This window comes from Arsenophonus endosymbiont of Aleurodicus dispersus (genome assembly GCF_900343015.1).
Taxonomy (GTDB): Bacteria; Pseudomonadota; Gammaproteobacteria; order Enterobacterales; family Enterobacteriaceae; genus Arsenophonus.
On the sequence record NZ_LR025108.1, the window covers coordinates 470,366 to 489,946 of the forward strand.

The following is a 19,581-nucleotide window of genomic DNA, read 5'->3' on the forward strand; positions in this document are numbered from 1 at the left end:
AATAATTAAAGGTAGCTTTTCTTCCCATCTGTATTTTTTGCCTAGCGATACAAAATATTTAAATATCCTGATTACTAACGAACTTATCTTCAGGATATTTTAATACCATAACTAGAACGGCAATCTCTGCTGCTTTTGCAGTAAACTGCAGACTCTCTGCCTTATCCAATGATAAAGATAGACCATCAAGATGTAGTTCAGGATAATAGATGCTATCTACCGGATGATACTGCATAATCATCAATCACTGTTATTAGATCTTTAGCACATTGAATGGTAAAATTTGACAACTAACGCGAAACCGGTAAATTAATGCCTATTATTAGAGCACATAAAACTGCTAAATTAAAAGTTAGACTGTAAGACTGTATTATGTAAGCAAATAACTAGCAAGAATAGATCTTACCATTGAGTGGGATAGTACATAATGAATAATATCTTGGAAAAATTTAAAATTATCAATATAAAATGTATCTTCTAAAAATCTAAAAGCTGGCCATACTAGTAAGCCAAAACTAAATTAGCAATGATTTTTCGTAATTTACCTCATTTAGCAGATAATTTTTTATCTTAATGACCTTTTTGCTAATTCTTGGTTTTTCGATAAAACTCTAGCAACCACCGGTTATAAGAGCACCTCTACTTGTACTGGCAATCTAGGCAGAGCTCTTAAAATAAGTAATATTTTTTTCTTATTAAAAGAATATGAATCATTTGCCGACACACACTCTGCGAATTACTCTTTTTTTAAGCCATAAGCTGGCAGCTCATCATGACTAAATTAACGAATATTTCGATTATTTACTACACGCAAAATTTCAACAGTAATACTACAACTATGCTCTGTATGATAAATACAAGTGGTGAACCAACTATTTTATGAAACCAATAATAGAAAAACTGTTAATCTTTGCATGGTATCAATCATTAATGTATTATCTAATAATAAGAGAATATTTATGCGCCTGCCTTTACATTAGGCTATATAAACTTATAATTGCAAAATTTATTAATGTAGGTATTAAGATAAAATAGATATAGAGTTGATTATTAATCACAAATCACAATTGATAGTAAACTTTCAATAGAAAATATTACATAGTAGTGTGATTTATGCATTATTAGATGTTGCTAATTGCTTAGCTAGTGGAACCATATATTTAAATATTAATTACTTCCATCTAAGTTTAAGTTGTGGAAAAAAATTGATTGCGATGGTAAAAATAATTACCACATCTGATCTCTGTTTTTTACAGTCTACTCTGCTCAAGCTATCTTTATTTATCGAATAAACTCATAGCCAATTTTTACGTTTAAAATAAACGTATGGTGCCAGTCCGGCAATGATCATCAATATGATTGCTGCTGGATAGCCAAAATGCCAGCCTAATTCAGGCATAAATTCAAAATTCATCCCATAACTTGACGCCACTAGCGTTGGTGGTAAAAATACCACAGAAACCACGGAGAAAATTTTAATAATCCTATTTTGTTCAATATTAATAAAACCCATCGCAGCTTGCATAAGAAAGTTTACTTTTTGAAATAGCGATTCATTATGGGGCAACAGTGATTCAATATCACGTAAAATATCTCTCGCTTGCTCTAGTTGACCTGCAGGTAATCTTGCCCGTCGTATTAAAAAATTTAATGCTCGTTGACTATCCATTAAACATAATCGCATTTTCCAGCCAATATCTTCTTGTTCAGCTAAATTAGCGAGTGCGCTATCAAGTTCATCACCTTGTTTACCTTCCAGAATAATCCTGCTTAACGATTCTAATACGCTATAAATATTTTCTATTACATCAGCAAGTTGTTCAATTTTTGTTTCAAATAAATCTAAAAATAACTCATAAGCATTAGCATCGATCAGCTTTTGACTTCTTAAACGCATACGATACAAACGAAAAGCAGGCAGGTCACGCTCACGTAATGTATATAAGCGGCTATCACGAAAGGTAAAAGCAACCGTCGAATTCCCAACATGTTCATCGCTGTCTTGATAATAAAAAAATGAATGAATATGTAACCCATCTTCATCCTCAAAAAAGCGCGCCGATGCCTCAATATCAGTTAATTCTGATGGGGTGACTAATAATTGTTTCAATTCATTTTGCACTGTTTGCCGTTCTTTTTCATCAGGCTCCATCAAATCAACCCATACTGCATCTGTAAGTTTTTCCCCTTCATCAAGCTCAAGGCGAGACAAACGGTGGTTATCTAATTTAAATGCCAGCAGCATATTTTAGCGCCTCCTTTAGAACCACAAAATAATAGATAGTTAATTAGTAACAAAAATGTCCATGTTTCGAGCATTCTTTATTGCAACTCTAATTTAGCATAAGCTGCAACTAGCAGCTTGATCACCTTTCCCTGAAAAGCGATTTGCAAACGGTACCTTAATAATAGTTCCTTCACCAAACTTAGGATGACGAACCAGTTAGCCTAATACATAGCAAATATCGTTTTTATTAATTGAAGTACTTCCTAAGTCGTTGATGGCTAATAGGGCGTGAAACTGTTGCACGTAAACGAACTTCTTCAATACATTCATTCGGTAATTCAGCAATAAAACGCGATGGACGATGGTAGACTTCTTTCCCATATAATCGACGGCTTTCTGCATAAGTCAGCGTTAATTTATGCATCGCTCGAGTCAATCCAACATAAGCCAACCGACGTTCTTCTGACAGTCGTCCGCTCTCTTCTACACTCATCTTGCTTGGAAATATACCTTCTTCCATACCAACAATAAAAACTAATGGAAACTCTAGACCTTTTGCCGAATGTAGCGTCATTAACTGAACTGCATCAAGATGCCGCTCCGCCTGTATATCACCAGATTCTAACGCCGCATGAGACAAAAATGCCTGTAATGGTATTAGATCTTGATCATCTTCTTGATAACTAAATTGACGAGTAGCAGTAACTAACTCCTTAAGATTTTCAATACGCGCTTGTGCTTTTTCACCTTTTTCCTGCTGGTACATTCCAAGTAGACCTGAGTCATGGATCATACGATCAGTTTGCACATGCAATGGCATATCTATAGCATTTTTAGTAAATGCATCAATTAACTCAAGAAACCGTTTAATAGCACCAGCCGATCGACTACCAAGGATTTTTTCAGCTAATAAATATTCACAACTTTCCCAAAGAGTTAGTTTTTTTTCGCTAGCTACCTTACGAATAGTGTCTAATGTTAGTTCGCCTATCCCGCGCGTTGGTATATTAACTACTCGCTCAAATGATGCATCATCATTACGGTTAGCAACCAAACGTAAATATGATAGCGCGTCTTTAATTTCCTGCCGCTCAAAAAAGCGTTGGCCACCATAAATACGATAATGTATTGAAGACTGCAACAAGGCCTCTTCAAGCACTCGTGATTGTGCATTGCTGCGATAAAGAATTGCGCACTGTTTTAATGTGCCACCTTTCTTATACCATAGCTTAATGCAACTAACAACATAACGCGCTTCATCTAACTCATTGAAGCCACAATAAAGCGATATAGGTTCACCATCTGTCCCTTCTGTCCATAGATTTTTTTCTAACCTGTTATTATTATTGGCAATCAGCGCATTAGCAGACTTCAAGATATTTTTAGTCGAACGATAATTTTGTTCCAACCGGATAATTTCCGCGTCCGGAAAATCTTGCAAGAAACGTTGAATATTTTCTACCTGTGCACCACGCCAACCATAAATTGACTGATCATCATCGCCAACAATCATCACCTTACCAGTATCATAGGCCAAAACACGTATCCAGGCATACTGGATACTATTGGTATCTTGAAATTCATCAACCAGAATATTAGTGAAACGTTCACGATGATGTTGTAGTATATGCGGGTTATTCAGCCATAATTCATGGGCACGCAATAAAAGTTCAGCAAAATCAACCAATCCAGATCGATCACACTTATCCTGATAAGCCTGGTAAACTTGTAGCCAAATGGCCTCTGTTGGATTGTCATAACTTTCAATATGCTGTGGCCGCAAGCCTTCATCTTTTTTTTTATTTATGTACCACATAGCCTGACGTGGTGACCACTTACTCTCATCTAGATTTATGGCCTTGATAATTCTACGCAATAAACGATATTGATCATCACTATCCAAAATTTGGAAATCTTGCGGTAAATTTGCATCCGAATAGTTATTCCGCAACATACGATGCGCCAAGCCATGAAAAGTCCCTACCAACATACCGTCTTGATTGCTACCTAATAATATATTAATACGATTACGCATTTCAGTCGCAGCTTTATTAGTGAACGTCACCGCCATAATCGAGAAAGGAGCAACCTTATCAACCTCCAGTAACCAGGCTATTCGATGAACCAGTACTCGTGTTTTACCACTACCCGCGCCGGCAAGTATTAACATGTTAGTTCTAGGTGCAGCAACAGCTTCGCATTGCTTATTATTTAAGTTTTTAAGTAAAAATGATGCTTTCATGGTTATCATTAAATTAAGAGATAAGTCAATAAATTACTATTTTATTTTTAACTAGATGAGCTGATTATATCAGCGCAATAAGTGAAGCTAAACCGGTAATCTCAACATGAGGTAATATTTTATTATCATTGGTTAATAAGTTGCTATTGTTAGCATTGATCCAACAGGCTTGCATGCCACTATGTAAAGCACCTTGAATATCAGTTGTTAAACTATCACCGACATGCAAAATATTATCTAATACAATATTAAATTTCTGCGCGGCAAGATAATACATATCACTAAACGGTTTAGCGCGACCATCTTGCCCCGCTTTTAAAACAAATTGAAAATAATCGCCTAATCCACAAGCATAAGGATCTGCATTACCATTAGTAATTACTGCTAGTGGGACTTTTTCGGCTAAGGTAGATAAAGTTTTATGGGTTAATTCTGGTATTACGATTTTACTACGCCAATAAGAAAAGTGTGCTATTATATCATTAGCACCATCAACCGACTGTTCTAGATCGTAACCATAATGACAAAGTAACGCTTTCACTGCTAACCAACGCCAATGTGTGACATCATGATAAATTTCAGGATACTGATTAAAAATCAAAGTTTGATATTTTTTAAAATCTGAAAATTGAAGTTTATTTAAGCGATCATCATAACAACGAATAAAATTTAATAACTTCTTTTCAGTTTTAGCAATAACGGGGCGATTATCATATAATGTATCATCCAAATCAAAGGTAATCGCTGTAATAGAAGTTAATTGCCGATAAAAACGCATTAAAGGTTTCTCCCTTTTTGCCCTTGGGTGAGTGAGTTACATCATAATCATAAACTTTAGCTAAATACTTAAAATCTGTTTGTTGTTGAGTTCTAATTATAGAAGTTTTCTCAGCTTTTTGCTCTTTAAATAGTATTGAACTTAGTTAAAATTAAGAAACTACCATATTGATACAAATATCTCCATTTTATCCTACCGATAATGTAAAAAAGACAAACAAAACAAGCAAAACAATAATCCCTTTACTACCATCATCCAGCTCAGGATTAGGATTATAAGGTGATTAAACAATTAAAAGCTGATAACATCCAATCTTATTATATTGATCTAATAACCGACAAATAAGCTTATGAGAAAAATCAACATTCTTAGTAATTAGATCTAAGATCATAAAATTATTATAGAAACTATGAATTGTGTATAATTGCAATTTCTACGATGACAGACACAGAACTTCATCAATTGGTTGACAAATTGATGGATAAAACAGAATAATAATTTTATTGGTTTGATGGTAATCATCATTTCAATTACGAAATACATAGCGGTATTATGACTTCTAACCTTAAAATGATCTCTAACTGCTTAATGTATATAAAAACTAATACCTAATTCTTTTCGATATACATTCTTATTGAACTGTAAGTTTTAAAATTAGCAAGACAAATAATAAATAACTTGATTTTTATCTTCTATTTTTATTATCTGATAAAAGTGCAGTAAATTGAAATTAATTAAATTTGCACAGTAGGTAGATAAGGATGAGTAAAAACAGCTGACGTCCCTATTTTTTCCTCTAAAATAGAGATATTAAAACCATGATTTTCTTCTGTCTTTTTAAAAAAATTGTATAATCACTTCACTGGCATAACTATCAACAACTAAAGGTAAATAATAATTTACCTTTACATCTAATTTTACCGGTAAGCCATGCCATTTATTCTGAGAAATTGCACCATAAAATTCGACTGCATTTTCTAATTTCCGCACTGAAACATTCAATCGCTAAAAAAATAATCACCAGGCATTCGTGGTGATGCTTTTATATCCAAGTAGTGTAATTGCCCTAGCTATAAACTGGAACATCATAGCCTAGCCTAAGTTTGCTCACCGCGTTATAGATCTACGTGTTAATGTGGAAATATGGTTGAGCAAATTAGTTAATGGGGAAGACTATGCTTGCTGTACCTAAAACGTCTCAGTATAGAAACACAAATACGTTGCCAACTTAATCTGTAGGCGTACTAGTCAGTAGCCATTGCATTGGTATTGAATGCCATATTGATGACAATTCCTAAAATTTAACATTTGGTCGGCGAGAGAGGATTTGAACCTCCGACCAACTGGTCCCAAACCAGTTGCGCTACCAGGCTGCGCTACTCGCCGAAAATAATAAAATCTTTATTTTAAATATGTTTTTTATGTAATTTTAAAAACTTATTTATATTATGTTGGAAAAGGGTTAAATATCTATAAGAATACTAACATCTTAAGTATGCCACTATAGCATAATTTAATAAAACAAATATGGGGTGACTAATGGGATTCGAACCCACGACAACCGAAATCACAATCCGGAGCTCTACCAATTGAGCTATAGCCACCATAAAAATCTTTTAAAATTTAATTTTATATAAAATTAATCTGCTATCACGTAGCAGAGCAAGTAAATGGCGCGCCCGACAGGATTCGAACCTGATACCGCTGCCTCCGGAGGGCAGCGCTCTATCCAGCTGAGCTACGGGCGCTTAACACCGTTGCAGGTGAGGATGGTACGGATTTAATAGCATGCTGTCCAGTGATTTTTTGAATAAATAAGGTTATTTTCTTATGCTGTATCTCTTTCAATCATAAAATTAACTTTGCCATCAGTTTATAACCAGTTTAATAGGAAATGTGATTCTAAATACGCTGTAAATAATTAATGATAAACGTGTATACGGACTAATTACTATGCTAATAAGCAAGCAAAAATTCTAAAAATAATCAGGTACTGCTCACTTGTACTATCAAAGCCCATAAATAAACCAACAAAACCTTATTTCACTTAATGAAATAAATTCATTCAGCCTATCTTATCTTCAAGGATAAGAATGAGTCCTTGTTCTTGTTTCGACAGAGCAATTTCCTGTCCTTAATCACTTAATACCATATGACCTTCATGGTTAAAATTACAGATAATAGTGCCGTAATGAAACCATATATATTATTTAACGATAACTAAATAATAATTGATAAATGTCATCAAACAGTTTGCCCCCATGTAACGTAGAAAACCTAATAATTTTATCTGTCGTTTGATACGACTAGGCTGAGAAAGTAATCTAACCATTCTAATCCTAATTGTTGCCATAATTTGCTCGTTTTACATGTCCGGTAAAAAAATCTAAAGTGCATTGGGATATACTTGCTTATAATCTATGAGTAAAATGTCTTGCTGACCGCTACCGTAACAATTTTTGCTCCACTAGCCTTGATTTGCTCAAATAATATTTCACGTTGTTCTGGCTTAAAGTAACCGTACTTACTACCAATAATATTTACTTTCCAATGAATACGAAGTTTATTTTCGGTCTGTTTAAGAATTTATGCTTTTCCACCCACTAAAAACACGGGGACAGCATTTTGGCTCGCGATTGCCATCAATGACAAATCAGTCAGTACCCGCAATACGTGAAATCTTTGCTGGTGGATATTTATGACGAATAGCTATAACAATCCATCTATAACAGCGCATTTAAGTCACGGTCTTGCTCTGCAGTTAAGATTTTTTCCGCCTTAATAGCCACCAATATTTAATACTTAACCTTTTGATCTAAAATAGATCATTAATGAAATGGTTTATATCAGGAAACCAACATATGACCTAGAATGTTATATTTATGGAGGACTTGTGGCTTATTATTTAGCTTATTTTTTACAAAAATTCGTGGTCTGTATATATCCGAATTAACCCAGCTTTAGCAAATAACAAACCAATCGCAAATACCAAACCCCAAAATACCACTAGCGATACAAAAGAGTCCACACCCTCACGGACCAAGACAATAATATTTAAAATAGCGCTAAAACATAAAACTGGAAGAATAATTGCTTTATAGCGATTAGTTTCAATCTCACTTTTTTCGTAAAGCAAATCAAACAATTTAATAATCAAGCCAACACAACACCTAAGGAATAGGAATAAAAATAACCCCACCCATAACTACTAAAGAACCAATTAGTGTGGGCGATATAGCTAAACCAGAGTGGTTATCAAGCACTTGCCAGCTAAAATAATTAGCTGAATTAAATATCGTATTAGGTCGTTCATTCAGGCCATAGCCAAGTGGGAATGAAAACATAAAAATAACGTACAATAGCGGCCAAGCCTTGTAATTATATTTTGTCATAGTTATCTAGCAAAATAGCTAAATTAGGGGAAAAGGTATCCACCGTTAAATAGATAAAAGTATAAAACCTGACCACTAACATCTAATCCATAACGTCTTAATGCTAACCAAAACATACCGACAAACACCAGCAATAATTAACATCCAGAAATTAATCCAGCAACGGACGATTCCAATAAAAAAGTGCAAAGGAGATAATAATATTAGCCAGTGTTCCGCCCACAACTCAATAAATGAGTATTCCAAAATAAATTGTGCTAAATAGAAAAAATAACCAGCGATACTGAGCTGTTAAAAATAGGGAATTAACATTGCAGGGATGAAAAAATAAAAAAAACGGTTTAATGCCACACTTGAAACTTCATCAGAAAAAATCCTCCTATCCTATAGGACTGTAAACGAAATAGTAAAATACATTTTTTCCCTAATAATTGTCACTTCACCATTAGAAAAATAATTTTCTGCTGCATGGGCAACTTCGGAAATATATATTTGATTATTATCTTGATATCCCATAGGGACGAAAATTTCGACTTGATGATCAGTCGATTGGATTTATCACCGGAGTTACCTACCAAAATTTTTATTTTATCCATTTTATTAATCTATTTAGCGCCCCTTGATAACCATTTAATCTAAAACAAAAATAGTCAGCAATCACTCCTGCTGACGATAATCGATAGGGCATTTTTGCATCACGGTATTTAGTATTGCTAAAAATTAATTTGCATAAGCGATTCCTATTTGGATTAATGCTAAGGCAAAAATGACCGTTTGATAATGTTTATGACCAAATAGCACCAGGAGCTAAATATTTTTAAAATAAACGCTAAGATAGTTGAAACCACTAAAATCATTGATGATGATGTGCCTAATATAATATAGCGCTCAATTTTGTTGGTGTCTGATTATATTCAGCAACATATTTCGTCACGCCATTGAATATCCAGGAGAAAAAACCAAGTACCGTCCGTAATCAATTGCCGGAAATTTCCTGACTGGCCAATACCACAATAGTAAAAAAATTGATAACTACTAATCCTGTACTAATTTTTATCAAGGTTGAAATTGCTGTCCAAATAGACGCTTTAGCTAGTGACATATTAATCAAAAAAACATTGAATTTGATTGATTACTTGTTACTGCTCTTCGTCAGTAAGATTATAAAACATCGGTAAACGAACTAAACGATTACTTTCTTGTATAAAGATCATAACCATAAAAACGGCTAAATTTATATCCTGCTTATAATGTAAAGCCACATAATGAAATGCTGATAAAATATTTGCTGCTGGCATATACTTATTGAAAGCGGTTCTTTGTTCAATATCTTTTAATTTAATATAAAACATATGGGCATTATGTTCTATATTCGCCGGTATCACCGCTAACTCTAATTTACTAAGTTCAGCGAAAGGTTTAAGCTTATTATTTTTCCATAAAGCTAGCCTACGCTGATTAATTTTATTCGCTCCAATTGCGCCCATAAATAAGCAGCTGGTAAATCTGACATTAAGTAAGTAACTGGAACCAATGTCTCGCCAGGTATATTTATCAACTGGGCTGCGGAAAAACTGACTACGATCCGTGCCTTTTTCCAGCACAATTTCTGCTCTGTCAATAAGTTATGGTTAACAGCTCCCTATTCTCCACCTTCCTGAAAACTATAACAACCAATATGCCCTCAAGCACTTTTCCCTTTCCCTTATAAGTGGACGCCCTGATCCGCGTCTTTTGTGTTGTTCTGCTAATTAATAGTATCCATTTCACACGCCACACCAGCATAGTGAACAGGTAGCCGCTTCAATTTTACTCTCATCGATATTCATCGTACCAGGAAGTATATCGATAAATACAATCTTTGCGCCCCTTAGCACAAAAGCATTAGCAGTATAAACCTAGGTAAAACTTGGCATAATGACTTCATCGCCCATCGCCAGGTTGAATATCAAGCAAAATAGCCGCCATTTCCAATGATGCAAGAAGGAACAGCGCTTTCTACAACGCTAGTAAAGAGAGATACCATTACTACATCACTGGCCACTCTGCATAGCTTCTTGAATGTAATGTAATTCAGTACCAATAACTGGTGGTTTATTAAATGTGATCATGTCGTCCTAGATACCTATTTGCGAATACAGACGGACTAATATTACTGATTTTAGTTGATCTAGCCCATTGGCAGGCGGCTGTTAGTAATTTACCCCTTATGGTTAGGAAGCTAATAACCCAATGCGCGCATATTTTTCAACTGTCAGTTTTCTTATGGTGATAAATGAATATTTCCTTGTTTATCATTAACTAATAAACCAAGATCATCAAAAGTACCGATAACTGCTTTTTCAATCCAAACATAATAAAGCCGGGCATTATCTATCAATCGGGCGAAAACGGCTATGTGAAAAAGCGGTAGCAGCAATACTTTTTACTACTTAAATCTCATTTTCAGCTGAACTGTACTTTTTATGCTAGCCACATTCAGACAAAAATATACTTCACCTTCTACCAGCCAAAACCCCATAGCTAAATAAATCAATTTAATTTCTGCTGTAGCAATTTTTGCTTGCACAATGTCGTAGTCGGCGCATCTGGTGCCAAATGCAACTTGGCGGTTTTACGATTTTAAAAACCACTTTCCCAACTATTTCCATATTGGAATGGACAAACATGCAGTAAATCCTGTAAATATTTACCATAACTGGTTTTAGCTAGTTTATCCGCTGATTTTCTAATCTGTAACCAGCCGTTACGCCAGGCGATTTCTTCTAAACAAGCTATTTTAAATCCTTGCCTTTTCTCAACTGGTCTTCAATCAACATGGGTGCCGGTATCTAACCCTAACCAAGCAAATTCACGGCCTAATAGCTCAACATTTAGCTCACCACGCTCAAGATATATTTGATTGATACATGTTATCTCAAGCTCCCCACGTAATGAATGAAGGCTTAATTTGTTTAGCAAAATTAATTACTTGATTATCATCAAAATATAGTCCAGTAACGGCCCAGTTAGATTTAGGTTGCTGTGTTTTTTCTTCAATAGAAAGTATTTTAACAATTTTATCAAATTCCACTACTCCAAAACGTTCAGGATCTACCACCTGATCCGCAAAAATTGTTGCTCCTAAATGACGACCCCCGATTTTAATTTTTTGCGAAAAGCCTGTCCAAAATAGATATTATCAACTAATATCACCTACCTATAAAACTTTCACCGTTCAAGAACGCCTGTGCTAACCAGTCTGGTGAGGTTTGTATGGCATAACTGAAATGAACACCGAAAGCATCGCCATCGCCAAGTAACCGCTGATAATCCGGGAGATCTTCAGGCGTTGAAATAATTAATTAATATTTCTCTGAGACCAGCTAACATCAGTACCGAAAGCTGATAGTAAATCATAAATAGGTAACAGTTGCTTAGAAACACCTAGTGGGGTGGTTCCAGAGCACAATGCCTTTCATCACTTTTCCTCGGTTGCTGAAGCGATGCCTAAATCTTCACCTAACCATCTTGCGCTTGTCGCCACCAGGTTTCATTGCTCAAATACCATTCAACGTGGTTACGAATACCAGATTCAAAAGTATCTTGTGGCTTCCATCCTAACTCTTGTTCTATCTTGCTGGCATCACCGGCATAACGCATATCATGGCCTAGGTAATTAAATCATGATAATGAGCTTACTCCTTCAGGCTTGACCGGACGTAACAGCTAGCTGGCGGCAAATTGTCTTTACCACATCAATATTTTTACGTTCATTATTGCCGCCAATATTATAAGTATTACCTGAATATGCTTGACTGATGACTACAATGCACCTCCATGATCTTCAACATATAGCCAATCACGTATCTGTGCACCTTGACCATAAATAGGCAATGATTTACCAGCTATCGCATTCAAGATCATATAAGAAATTAATTTTTCAGGTAAATGATAAGGACCATAATTAAAGGATAAGTACGCTGCCTGCCAGGCTCTTACTAAATGGTCACTGGAAGCCTTTGAAGCTGAATAAGGGAAGTGGTTCGGTAAATAGACCCTCAGTGGTATGCAAATAGCCATAAACTTCATCGGGAGAAATATATATGATGGAAACGAAATATTTTTTGTTCTCCTGATTGAAATTATTCCAATAATTGCGTGTTACCTCTAATAAAGTACCAACAATATTAGTTTTGATAAAGATAGTTGGCTCATCGAATGCATAACAGCATCAGGGTGATATTGCTTAAAAATTTTATCAAGCTAAGGTTGATCACAAATATTTATCTGGGCAAAAGTATAGCGATAGCTTTCTATAACTGACGCTAACGCAGATTACCGGCATAAGTCAAACTATCAACGACGAGCACATTATCGTTACCGATAAATCCAGCACCCCCAGTTATTTTAAAATGAACCGGATAGACAACTTGAACATCATAATTATTTTTAGCAATTTCAGCTAATGCATGACAAATACATTCAAATCAGCCAAGCCACCAAAACTTTACCGGCGATGTCCTGTAACTAACAGCAGTTTTTTATTTTGATCAAGAAAAGAATATTGCGCGGCAATGCTTGCTCGTATTGTGGCATAATTCATAACTTTATCATGCACCCATCACAATGCATCGATAAAAGGCAGCCAGGCTAGTTGCCATCGCGGTGGTAGTATCACCATGAACAAATACCACATCAGGGTTAACTGGTATCATTCCTTATCTTGTCCTGGTGTCATAATATCTAAATCATAATCTGCTCTGATATTTAAATTATTGGTAACTGATTATCTTGTGTTTGATTAATATGCGAATCAAAATTTTGCAATAATTGTTGTTGGGTGTACCTAAATTATTAACTGTCGGTAAGTTAGTGACAGCATTTCCGAATAACCCTAAATAATAGATAAGGGAAAATGGCAGCAATAACAGCAAAAAACCAAAAAGCTAATGCCTGCCATTTTGATAAAGCAAAATACCTCATGCTGCAAAAGAGATACAAGAAAGCCCACCAAGTAGACCATCAATACTTAAAAGCATGCGCCTGCGCCCCAAACAGCAAATAACGTCACTAAATAGCTTAAAGGCCCCACCAAAAACATCACCTAAGTTATCTAACGTTAGACCGGAAAAATAAATCATAACCAATGCAACAATAGCTTGAAGAGTTGCTCGAACTTGAACACTAATATCAAAGCGATCATCCAATACTCCAACAAATACTAAAATTCCAGCACAAATCAAATACCACAATTTATGTGGAATAAATTCTGGTGTAATATTGCACTTCTGATTTAGAAGTAAAATCTCTACCAAAGACCCTATTAGAAAAGCTCCACTTTTCTTTTATGTAGCGCTTTTTAGTAAATAATTTTTTAATAGAAATTTAAGAACGCTTCATAAAATTGAAAAATTCATCATTCGTTTTCGTCATTGCTAATTTATTAATTAAAAATTCCATGGCATCAATTTCACCCATAGGATGAATAATTTTGCGCAATATCCACATCTTCTGTAACTCATCTGGTAAGGTTAATAATTCTTCCTTCCTAGTACCGGAACGGTTATAATCAATCGCAGGGAATACGCGTTTTTCCGCTATTTTCCGTGACAAATGTAACTCCATATTTCCAGTACCTTTAAACTCTTCGTAGATCACTTCATCCATTTTGGAGCCGGTATCAACTAATGCCGTAGCAATTATTGTTAGACTTCCACCTTCTTCTACATTACGTGCTGCACCAAAAAAACGTTTTGGACGGTGCAAAGCATTTGCATCTACCCCACCTGTTAAGACTTTTCCAGAGGAAGGAACTACTGTGTTGTAAGCACGAGCAAGACGCGTAATTGAATCTAACATAATAACTACATCTTTTTTATGTTCAACTAATCTTTTAGCTTTTTCTATAACCATTTCAGCAACCTGAATATGACGAGATGCAGGTTCATCAAAGGTTGATGCAATGACCTCACCATTAACCAGGCGTTGCATTTCGGTCACTTCTTCTGGTCGCTCATCAATTAATAATACCATTAAAACACAGTCTAGATAGTTATTGGCAACATTAGCGACAATATTCTGCAATAACATGGTCTTACCTGCTTTTGGTGGAGCAACAATTAAACCACGCTGACCACGTCCAATAGGTGCGGCTAAGTCTAGAACACGAGCGGTCAAATCTTCTGTTGATCCATTGCCACGCTCCATACGTAGACGGTTATTAGTATGTAGAGGTGTCAGGTTTTCAAACAGTATTTTACTACGGGCGTTTTCAGGTTTATCAAAATTGATTTCATTCACTTTTAGTAAGGCAAAATAGCGTTCTCCTTCCTTTGGAGGTCGAATTTTTCCTGATATTGTATCTCCTGTTCGTAGATTAAAACGACGAATCTGACTAGGAGAAACATAAATATCATCAGTACCTGCTAGATAAGAGCTGTCAGCAGAACGAAGGAATCCAAATCCATCCTGCAAAATTTCTAGTACTCCATTACCAAAAATATCCTCTCCACTTTTCGCATGTTGCTTCAAAATTGAGAAAATAATATCCTGTTTTCTCATGCGGGCTAGGTTCTCTAGCCCCACTCTTTCGCCAAGAGTAATCAATTCTGATACGGGCGTATTTTTTAATTCGGTAAGATTCATAATGGTGGGTTCTTAAACTCGGGGTATATTTTGGGAAAATATGAACAATAAATATTACTGTAATCTTTAAGTGCCTATTTAAATAAAAATACAAAAACCTTAAACATTATTGATGAATATATCAATTTCATTAGAATATAAATTCATGTAGTCGGAGTAGTTTGTTACTTTACTACCTTAAAGAACACTCTTTATACAACCAAGACAGAATAAGACTATAATAATTCATTTCAAAGTTAACGAATAAATCTCACTTTATACTTATTAGGCCCTAAACAACAGCACCAAGTAAATAACAAATGTAATGGGTCTGTCTAAAAGAATTATTTATATGAGAGTAAATGAAATTCTTGGAGGATATAAGATTATCCAGAGATAACAAATATGGTTATACAACAATATATTGAATATGTACACATTAAGATAAAAACGTGTATCATATTGATTAGTAGCGCTAAATTACCATGTTTCAAAGTAGACGTCTAACAGTAATTTTAGACAAGTTTTAGCTGATTAAACGTCTATTATTAATATTTTATTAAAATTTAGATTTTTTTATCTAAAAATTCTTTTAATTCAGTTTTAGACAAAAGACCAACTTGCTTACTAAGCAGTTCACCGTCTTTAAAAAGTCCTAAAGTAGGAATGCTACGAATACTATATTTATCCGCTGTTTCAGGATTATTGTCAATATTCAATTTTCCAATGATCAATTTATCTGCATATTCACCAGCAATTTCGTCTAAAATAGGAGCAATCACTTTACAAGGTCCACACCATTCTGCCCAAAAATCAACTAAGACTGGCTTTACTGACTCTAGTACCTTTGTATTAAAATCTCCATCAGATAGATGAATAACTTTGTCTCTCATTACGATACTCCAAGGATAAAAATTTTATGCCATTTCAGGCTAACATTAATTTAACCACTTTGGCTTTATTTTAAAAAATCTGCTTTTATAAAGCAACCGTTCGCTTTTATTATATCAAAATATGATTAAAATATATTTAATATAAAGAAGTTTATTAATTTCATATTACACCATAAAGTTATTTACAAACTTAATAAAAATGACTTTTATAATTGTAGATATAGAGGTTAACATTGTATTTTACTGTAGAAGGGGGAGATATTGCGGAGTAAAAACCAAAAATAACAGGTAAAAAATTGATTTTAAAAATCAACATTTCATTATTTACTAGTATATCCAACAAATTAGGAACATCAAGTTAATCAAACCATAGCTCTAATTATAGCTTCTACACGATAATGAGTGATTTCAATATATACCGCGATGCAAAATAATTATCACCTATAACTGGCTTTTAAAAATGAGAAAAAATTCTCATCATAATGATTACTGAAGAAGAAGTTTAACTCATTTATCAGGTATTAGTATATCCAACTGGAGGTTTAGATAACCGATTAGTAATATTGGCTGTAGTAGGACTGAAATAATTACCGGTACTAATGTTAAAAATGGTAAACTTGTGAGCCATAACATAGGTTGAGTGACCTAGCTTGAACAAGATTTTAAAGATAATTTTTCGCCAGCTTAAAACTGCCACACATAGCTAATTAAGCAATTTTGGCCAATTTTTATCGGCACTTCAGTATAGGCTATTCAAAAAATTATGTTGGTAGTTAGCATGGACGAATATATTACGATAAATAAATCGCAATTTTTTTTAAAAAAGTAGCGATCATAAAAAATAGATGAATTATAAATTAAAGGGTTAAAGCTTAAAAGCTTTTTACCCAGTATTTTAGAGATATAAATTGTCATATTTGCAGAATTTAAAATAGATAATATGATATTAGCCGGTGGAACATTGCGTGAAATATTCATGTCTCATATGTTTGATCTGCCTACAACTAGTATATTGTGATACCAACCAAGTTGGTAAGCAATTAAATTGAAGTAACGTTATTTGAGTACTGATTATTCCTATATAAGATTGATATTATCTAAAATATTATTTTCATCAATACTTGTTTGATGGGGTAATACCATACCAAATAAAAACACGCTCTATCATATTCATAATATGTAAAGCGTTAGATAACTTGCTCTAAAATCATATGCATGACTTTTTTAACTCAACACATCATATTTTGAATGTAATAACTGCTAAAAATTGCATTTGCAACATAGAAAAAATATTAAGGTTAAGTATTTTTAGGATTATTTCACAACAAGCTTCAAAAAATTGTGAGATTATCATTCCAATAAAAGATCTAGATAAAGCTAGTAAGTTTGCTTTAGCTACAGTAAAATTATTAATTTAGAATGGCTACAAATTGATATACAGAGAATATTTGCATGGATTAATCCTGATGAATGGTGGGCGATACCAGATTCGAACTGATGACCCCCTCCTTGTAAGGGAGATGCTCTACCAACTGAGCTAATCGCCCGTCATGATGTAGGTGTATTATAGGGATAGTTCTGCATGAGTCAACGGTTTTTCAAAAGAAAATATTCGTACGTTACAAAATTTTAATAAACCTAATATTTTTAACACCAAATAATATTTATTTAGACTTATTTAATCTGGATCCTAACTGTGCCAACTTCATTGAGTAATTAAATTAAAGGAAATTATAATAAAATCCTCATGAATAAAATAAAAACCCGTTTTTCGCCAAGTCCAACAGGTTATCTTCACGTTGGCGGCGCTCGTACCGCACTCTATTCATGGCTTTATAGCCGACATAATAAAGGAGAGTTTGTCTTACGTATTGAAGACACCGATCTTAAGCGTTCAACACAAGAAGCAATTGCCGCTATAATGGATGGAATGAACTGGTTAAGTTTAAATTGGGATGAAGGTCCTTACTATCAAACTAAAAGATTTGAACGTTATCATTTCGTTATTGATAAAATGCTTACCGCAGGTACCGCCTATCGCTGTTACTGTTCTAAACCACGATTAGACCATTTACGTGAAGAACAGATGGCAAGAGGTGAAAAACCGCGTTATGATGGCTGTTGCCGAGATTATGTTCATAATCATATACCGAATAAACCTCACGTAGTGCGCTTTCGGAACCCACAGCAAGGTTCCGTTATTTTTGAAGACCAAATCCGTGGCCTAATTGAATTTAATAATCTTGAGCTAGATGATCTTATCATACGCCGTACCGATGGTTCTCCTACCTATAATTTCTGTGTTGTTATTGATGACTGGGATATGAAAATTACGCATGTGATCCGTGGTGAAGATCATATTAATAATACCCCGCGTCAAATTAATATATTAACCGCTCTCGGGGCGCCAATACCGGCATATGCGCATGTTTCAATGATTTTGGGTGATGATGGTAAAAAATTATCTAAGCGTCATAGAGCAGTTAGTGTCATGAAATACCGTGATGACGGTTATCTACCAGAAGCATTATTAAACTATTTGGTTCGTCTCGGATGGTCTCATGGTGATCAGGAAATTTTTAACCGCGAAGAAATGATCAGTTATTTTTCCTTAGATGCGATTAATAAATCTGCGAGTGTTTTTAACACTAATAAATTATTATGGATGAATCATCATTATATCAACTCATTACCAGCTGAATATATTGCAGCTCATTTAGCATGGCACCTTGAACAGCAAGGTATTGATACCAAAATTGGGCCAAGCTTAGCAGATTTAGTCAAGCTTCTTGGTAAGCGCTGTAAAACCTTAAAAGAAATAGCTGATTCGTGTCGCTATTTCTATCAAGATTTTGTTGCATTTAACAGCGACGCCGCTAAAAAATATTTAAGACCTATAGCGCGCTTACCATTAGAAATGGTACAGGCAAAATTAGTTGCTATTAGCGACTGGACATGTGATAATGTTCATCAGGCAATTGAAGCAACTGCTAAACAACTGGCAATTGGTCTAGGTAAAGTGTGTATGCCTCTGCGGGTAGCGGTGACAGGAACAGGCAAATCACCTAGTGTTGATGCAACTGTACATGCTATTGGCCAAAATCGCTCATTAAAACGCATTGATAATGCTTTGGTTTATATTAATAAACGTTAGAATAGTATTGCATAAGGACACATTATCACTGTCATTTTAGGCTAGATGAATATTTTTCCAATAGTGAAGCACTATTTTCCAATTAATAGATTCATAGTATTATTCAGCTTGCGGGGCATCTATAATTTTGCTTTATGATCTTTAGATCAAGCGTTCCCATATAAGCATCTATAATCCCCATAGAAACCGTCAGGTGGAATATGGATAGGATGTTGTGACATTCTACTTAATATATATTTATCAGCTATAAAATTTTATGATTGGTCAAAGGTTAATGAACAACCAGCAT

General features: G+C 34.6%; 10 protein-coding genes, 4 tRNA genes and 10 pseudogenes. 1 reads left to right on the top strand and 23 read right to left on the bottom strand.

Going from position 1 to position 19,581, the window contains the following annotated elements; all coding sequences use genetic code 11:
- Nucleotides 1-58: 58 nt before the first annotated feature.
- The 23 genes and pseudogenes from WBAF_RS01755 to WBAF_RS01840 all read right to left on the bottom strand — a co-directional run bounded on the left by WBAF_RS01755 (nucleotide 59) and on the right by WBAF_RS01840 (nucleotide 17,685).
- Nucleotides 59-241: a hypothetical protein gene (locus WBAF_RS01755; protein ID WP_121463352.1), complete on the bottom strand. Its 183-nt coding sequence runs from the start codon at nucleotides 239-241 to the stop codon at nucleotides 59-61.
- A 1,053-nt stretch (nucleotides 242-1,294) separates the two neighbouring features.
- Nucleotides 1,295-2,245 carry a magnesium/cobalt transporter CorA gene (gene corA / locus WBAF_RS01760; RefSeq protein WP_121463353.1) on the bottom strand — a complete coding sequence of 317 codons (951 nt, stop codon included), beginning with the start codon at nucleotides 2,243-2,245 and terminating at the stop codon, nucleotides 1,295-1,297.
- 77 nt (nucleotides 2,246-2,322) lie between these two features.
- A pseudogene (gene uvrD / locus WBAF_RS01765) lies at nucleotides 2,323-4,469 on the bottom strand (DNA helicase II).
- Nucleotides 4,470-4,533: 64 nt separating this feature from the next.
- Nucleotides 4,534-5,247: a 5-amino-6-(5-phospho-D-ribitylamino)uracil phosphatase YigB gene (gene yigB, locus WBAF_RS01770; RefSeq protein ID WP_121463354.1), complete on the bottom strand. Its 714-nt coding sequence runs from the start codon at nucleotides 5,245-5,247 to the stop codon at nucleotides 4,534-4,536.
- 672 nt (nucleotides 5,248-5,919) lie between these two features.
- Nucleotides 5,920-6,252, bottom strand: a pseudogene (gene cyaA, locus WBAF_RS01775) (class I adenylate cyclase); the annotation flags it as partial.
- A 304-nt stretch (nucleotides 6,253-6,556) separates the two neighbouring features.
- A tRNA-Pro gene (locus WBAF_RS01780) sits at nucleotides 6,557-6,633 on the bottom strand.
- Nucleotides 6,634-6,775: 142 nt separating this feature from the next.
- Nucleotides 6,776-6,851 (bottom strand) — tRNA-His (locus WBAF_RS01785).
- Nucleotides 6,852-6,918: 67 nt separating this feature from the next.
- Nucleotides 6,919-6,995 (bottom strand) — tRNA-Arg (locus WBAF_RS01790).
- Between the two features lie 458 nt (nucleotides 6,996-7,453).
- Nucleotides 7,454-8,039: pseudogene (locus WBAF_RS02495) on the bottom strand (WecB/TagA/CpsF family glycosyltransferase); the annotation flags it as partial.
- A 125-nt stretch (nucleotides 8,040-8,164) separates the two neighbouring features.
- Nucleotides 8,165-8,404 (bottom strand): WzyE family oligosaccharide polymerase, encoded by a 240-nt coding sequence (locus WBAF_RS02605; protein ID WP_369688837.1) that lies wholly within the window; start codon nucleotides 8,402-8,404, stop codon nucleotides 8,165-8,167.
- A 13-nt stretch (nucleotides 8,405-8,417) separates the two neighbouring features.
- Complete coding sequence (locus WBAF_RS02610; protein ID WP_439952277.1) at nucleotides 8,418-8,639, bottom strand: WzyE family oligosaccharide polymerase; 222 nt, start codon at nucleotides 8,637-8,639, stop codon at nucleotides 8,418-8,420.
- Nucleotides 8,640-8,688: 49 nt separating this feature from the next.
- A pseudogene (locus WBAF_RS02695) lies at nucleotides 8,689-8,755 on the bottom strand (hypothetical protein); the annotation flags it as partial.
- A gap of 175 nt (nucleotides 8,756-8,930) precedes the next feature.
- On the bottom strand, nucleotides 8,931-8,990 hold the full coding sequence (locus WBAF_RS02620; protein WP_241962863.1) for a hypothetical protein: 60 nt from the start codon (nucleotides 8,988-8,990) through the stop codon (nucleotides 8,931-8,933).
- Between the two features lie 33 nt (nucleotides 8,991-9,023).
- On the bottom strand, nucleotides 9,024-9,155 hold the full coding sequence (locus WBAF_RS02625) for a TDP-N-acetylfucosamine:lipid II N-acetylfucosaminyltransferase family protein (protein ID WP_121463355.1): 132 nt from the start codon (nucleotides 9,153-9,155) through the stop codon (nucleotides 9,024-9,026).
- Nucleotides 9,156-9,249: 94 nt separating this feature from the next.
- Nucleotides 9,250-9,741 (bottom strand): annotated as a pseudogene (locus WBAF_RS02505) (MATE family efflux transporter); the annotation flags it as partial.
- 37 nt (nucleotides 9,742-9,778) lie between these two features.
- Nucleotides 9,779-10,750 (bottom strand): annotated as a pseudogene (locus WBAF_RS01805) (DegT/DnrJ/EryC1/StrS family aminotransferase).
- A gap of 511 nt (nucleotides 10,751-11,261) precedes the next feature.
- A pseudogene (locus tag WBAF_RS01810) lies at nucleotides 11,262-12,090 on the bottom strand (sugar phosphate nucleotidyltransferase).
- 50 nt (nucleotides 12,091-12,140) lie between these two features.
- Nucleotides 12,141-13,027: pseudogene (locus tag WBAF_RS01815) on the bottom strand (GDP-mannose 4,6-dehydratase).
- A gap of 6 nt (nucleotides 13,028-13,033) precedes the next feature.
- Nucleotides 13,034-13,389 (bottom strand): annotated as a pseudogene (locus tag WBAF_RS01820) (UDP-N-acetylglucosamine 2-epimerase); the annotation flags it as partial.
- A 122-nt stretch (nucleotides 13,390-13,511) separates the two neighbouring features.
- Nucleotides 13,512-13,900: pseudogene (locus tag WBAF_RS01825) on the bottom strand (MraY family glycosyltransferase); the annotation flags it as partial.
- Nucleotides 13,901-14,006: 106 nt separating this feature from the next.
- Nucleotides 14,007-15,266, bottom strand: a complete 1,260-nt coding sequence (gene rho, locus WBAF_RS01830) for a transcription termination factor Rho (protein ID WP_121463356.1) — start codon at nucleotides 15,264-15,266, stop codon at nucleotides 14,007-14,009.
- Nucleotides 15,267-15,811: 545 nt separating this feature from the next.
- Nucleotides 15,812-16,138, bottom strand: coding sequence for a thioredoxin TrxA (trxA, locus tag WBAF_RS01835; RefSeq protein ID WP_121463357.1), 327 nt, complete (start codon nucleotides 16,136-16,138; stop codon nucleotides 15,812-15,814).
- A 1,471-nt stretch (nucleotides 16,139-17,609) separates the two neighbouring features.
- Nucleotides 17,610-17,685: transfer RNA gene (locus tag WBAF_RS01840), tRNA-Val, on the bottom strand.
- A 200-nt stretch (nucleotides 17,686-17,885) separates the two neighbouring features.
- Here WBAF_RS01840 and gltX point away from each other — a divergent pair.
- The gene (gene gltX / locus WBAF_RS01845; protein WP_121463358.1) at nucleotides 17,886-19,292 is read left to right on the top strand and encodes a glutamate--tRNA ligase; all 1,407 of its coding nucleotides are present in this window, start codon (nucleotides 17,886-17,888) and stop codon (nucleotides 19,290-19,292) included.
- Nucleotides 19,293-19,581: the final 289 nt, after the last annotated feature.

Excerpts from the sequence above, each read along its gene's own strand:
- WBAF_RS01755 (WP_121463352.1), bottom strand. The coding sequence starts at position 241 with ATGATTATGCAGTATCATCCGGTAGATAGCATCTATTATCCTGAACTA.
- corA (WP_121463353.1), bottom strand. The coding sequence starts at position 2,245 with ATGCTGCTGGCATTTAAATTAGATAACCACCGTTTGTCTCGCCTTGAG.
- yigB (WP_121463354.1), bottom strand. The coding sequence starts at position 5,247 with ATGCGTTTTTATCGGCAATTAACTTCTATTACAGCGATTACCTTTGAT.
- WBAF_RS02610 (WP_439952277.1), bottom strand. The coding sequence starts at position 8,639 with ATGACAAAATATAATTACAAGGCTTGGCCGCTATTGTACGTTATTTTT.
- WBAF_RS02625 (WP_121463355.1), bottom strand. The coding sequence starts at position 9,155 with ATGGGATATCAAGATAATAATCAAATATATATTTCCGAAGTTGCCCAT.
- rho (WP_121463356.1), bottom strand. The coding sequence starts at position 15,266 with ATGAATCTTACCGAATTAAAAAATACGCCCGTATCAGAATTGATTACT.
- trxA (WP_121463357.1), bottom strand. The coding sequence starts at position 16,138 with ATGAGAGACAAAGTTATTCATCTATCTGATGGAGATTTTAATACAAAG.
- gltX (WP_121463358.1), top strand. The coding sequence starts at position 17,886 with ATGAATAAAATAAAAACCCGTTTTTCGCCAAGTCCAACAGGTTATCTT.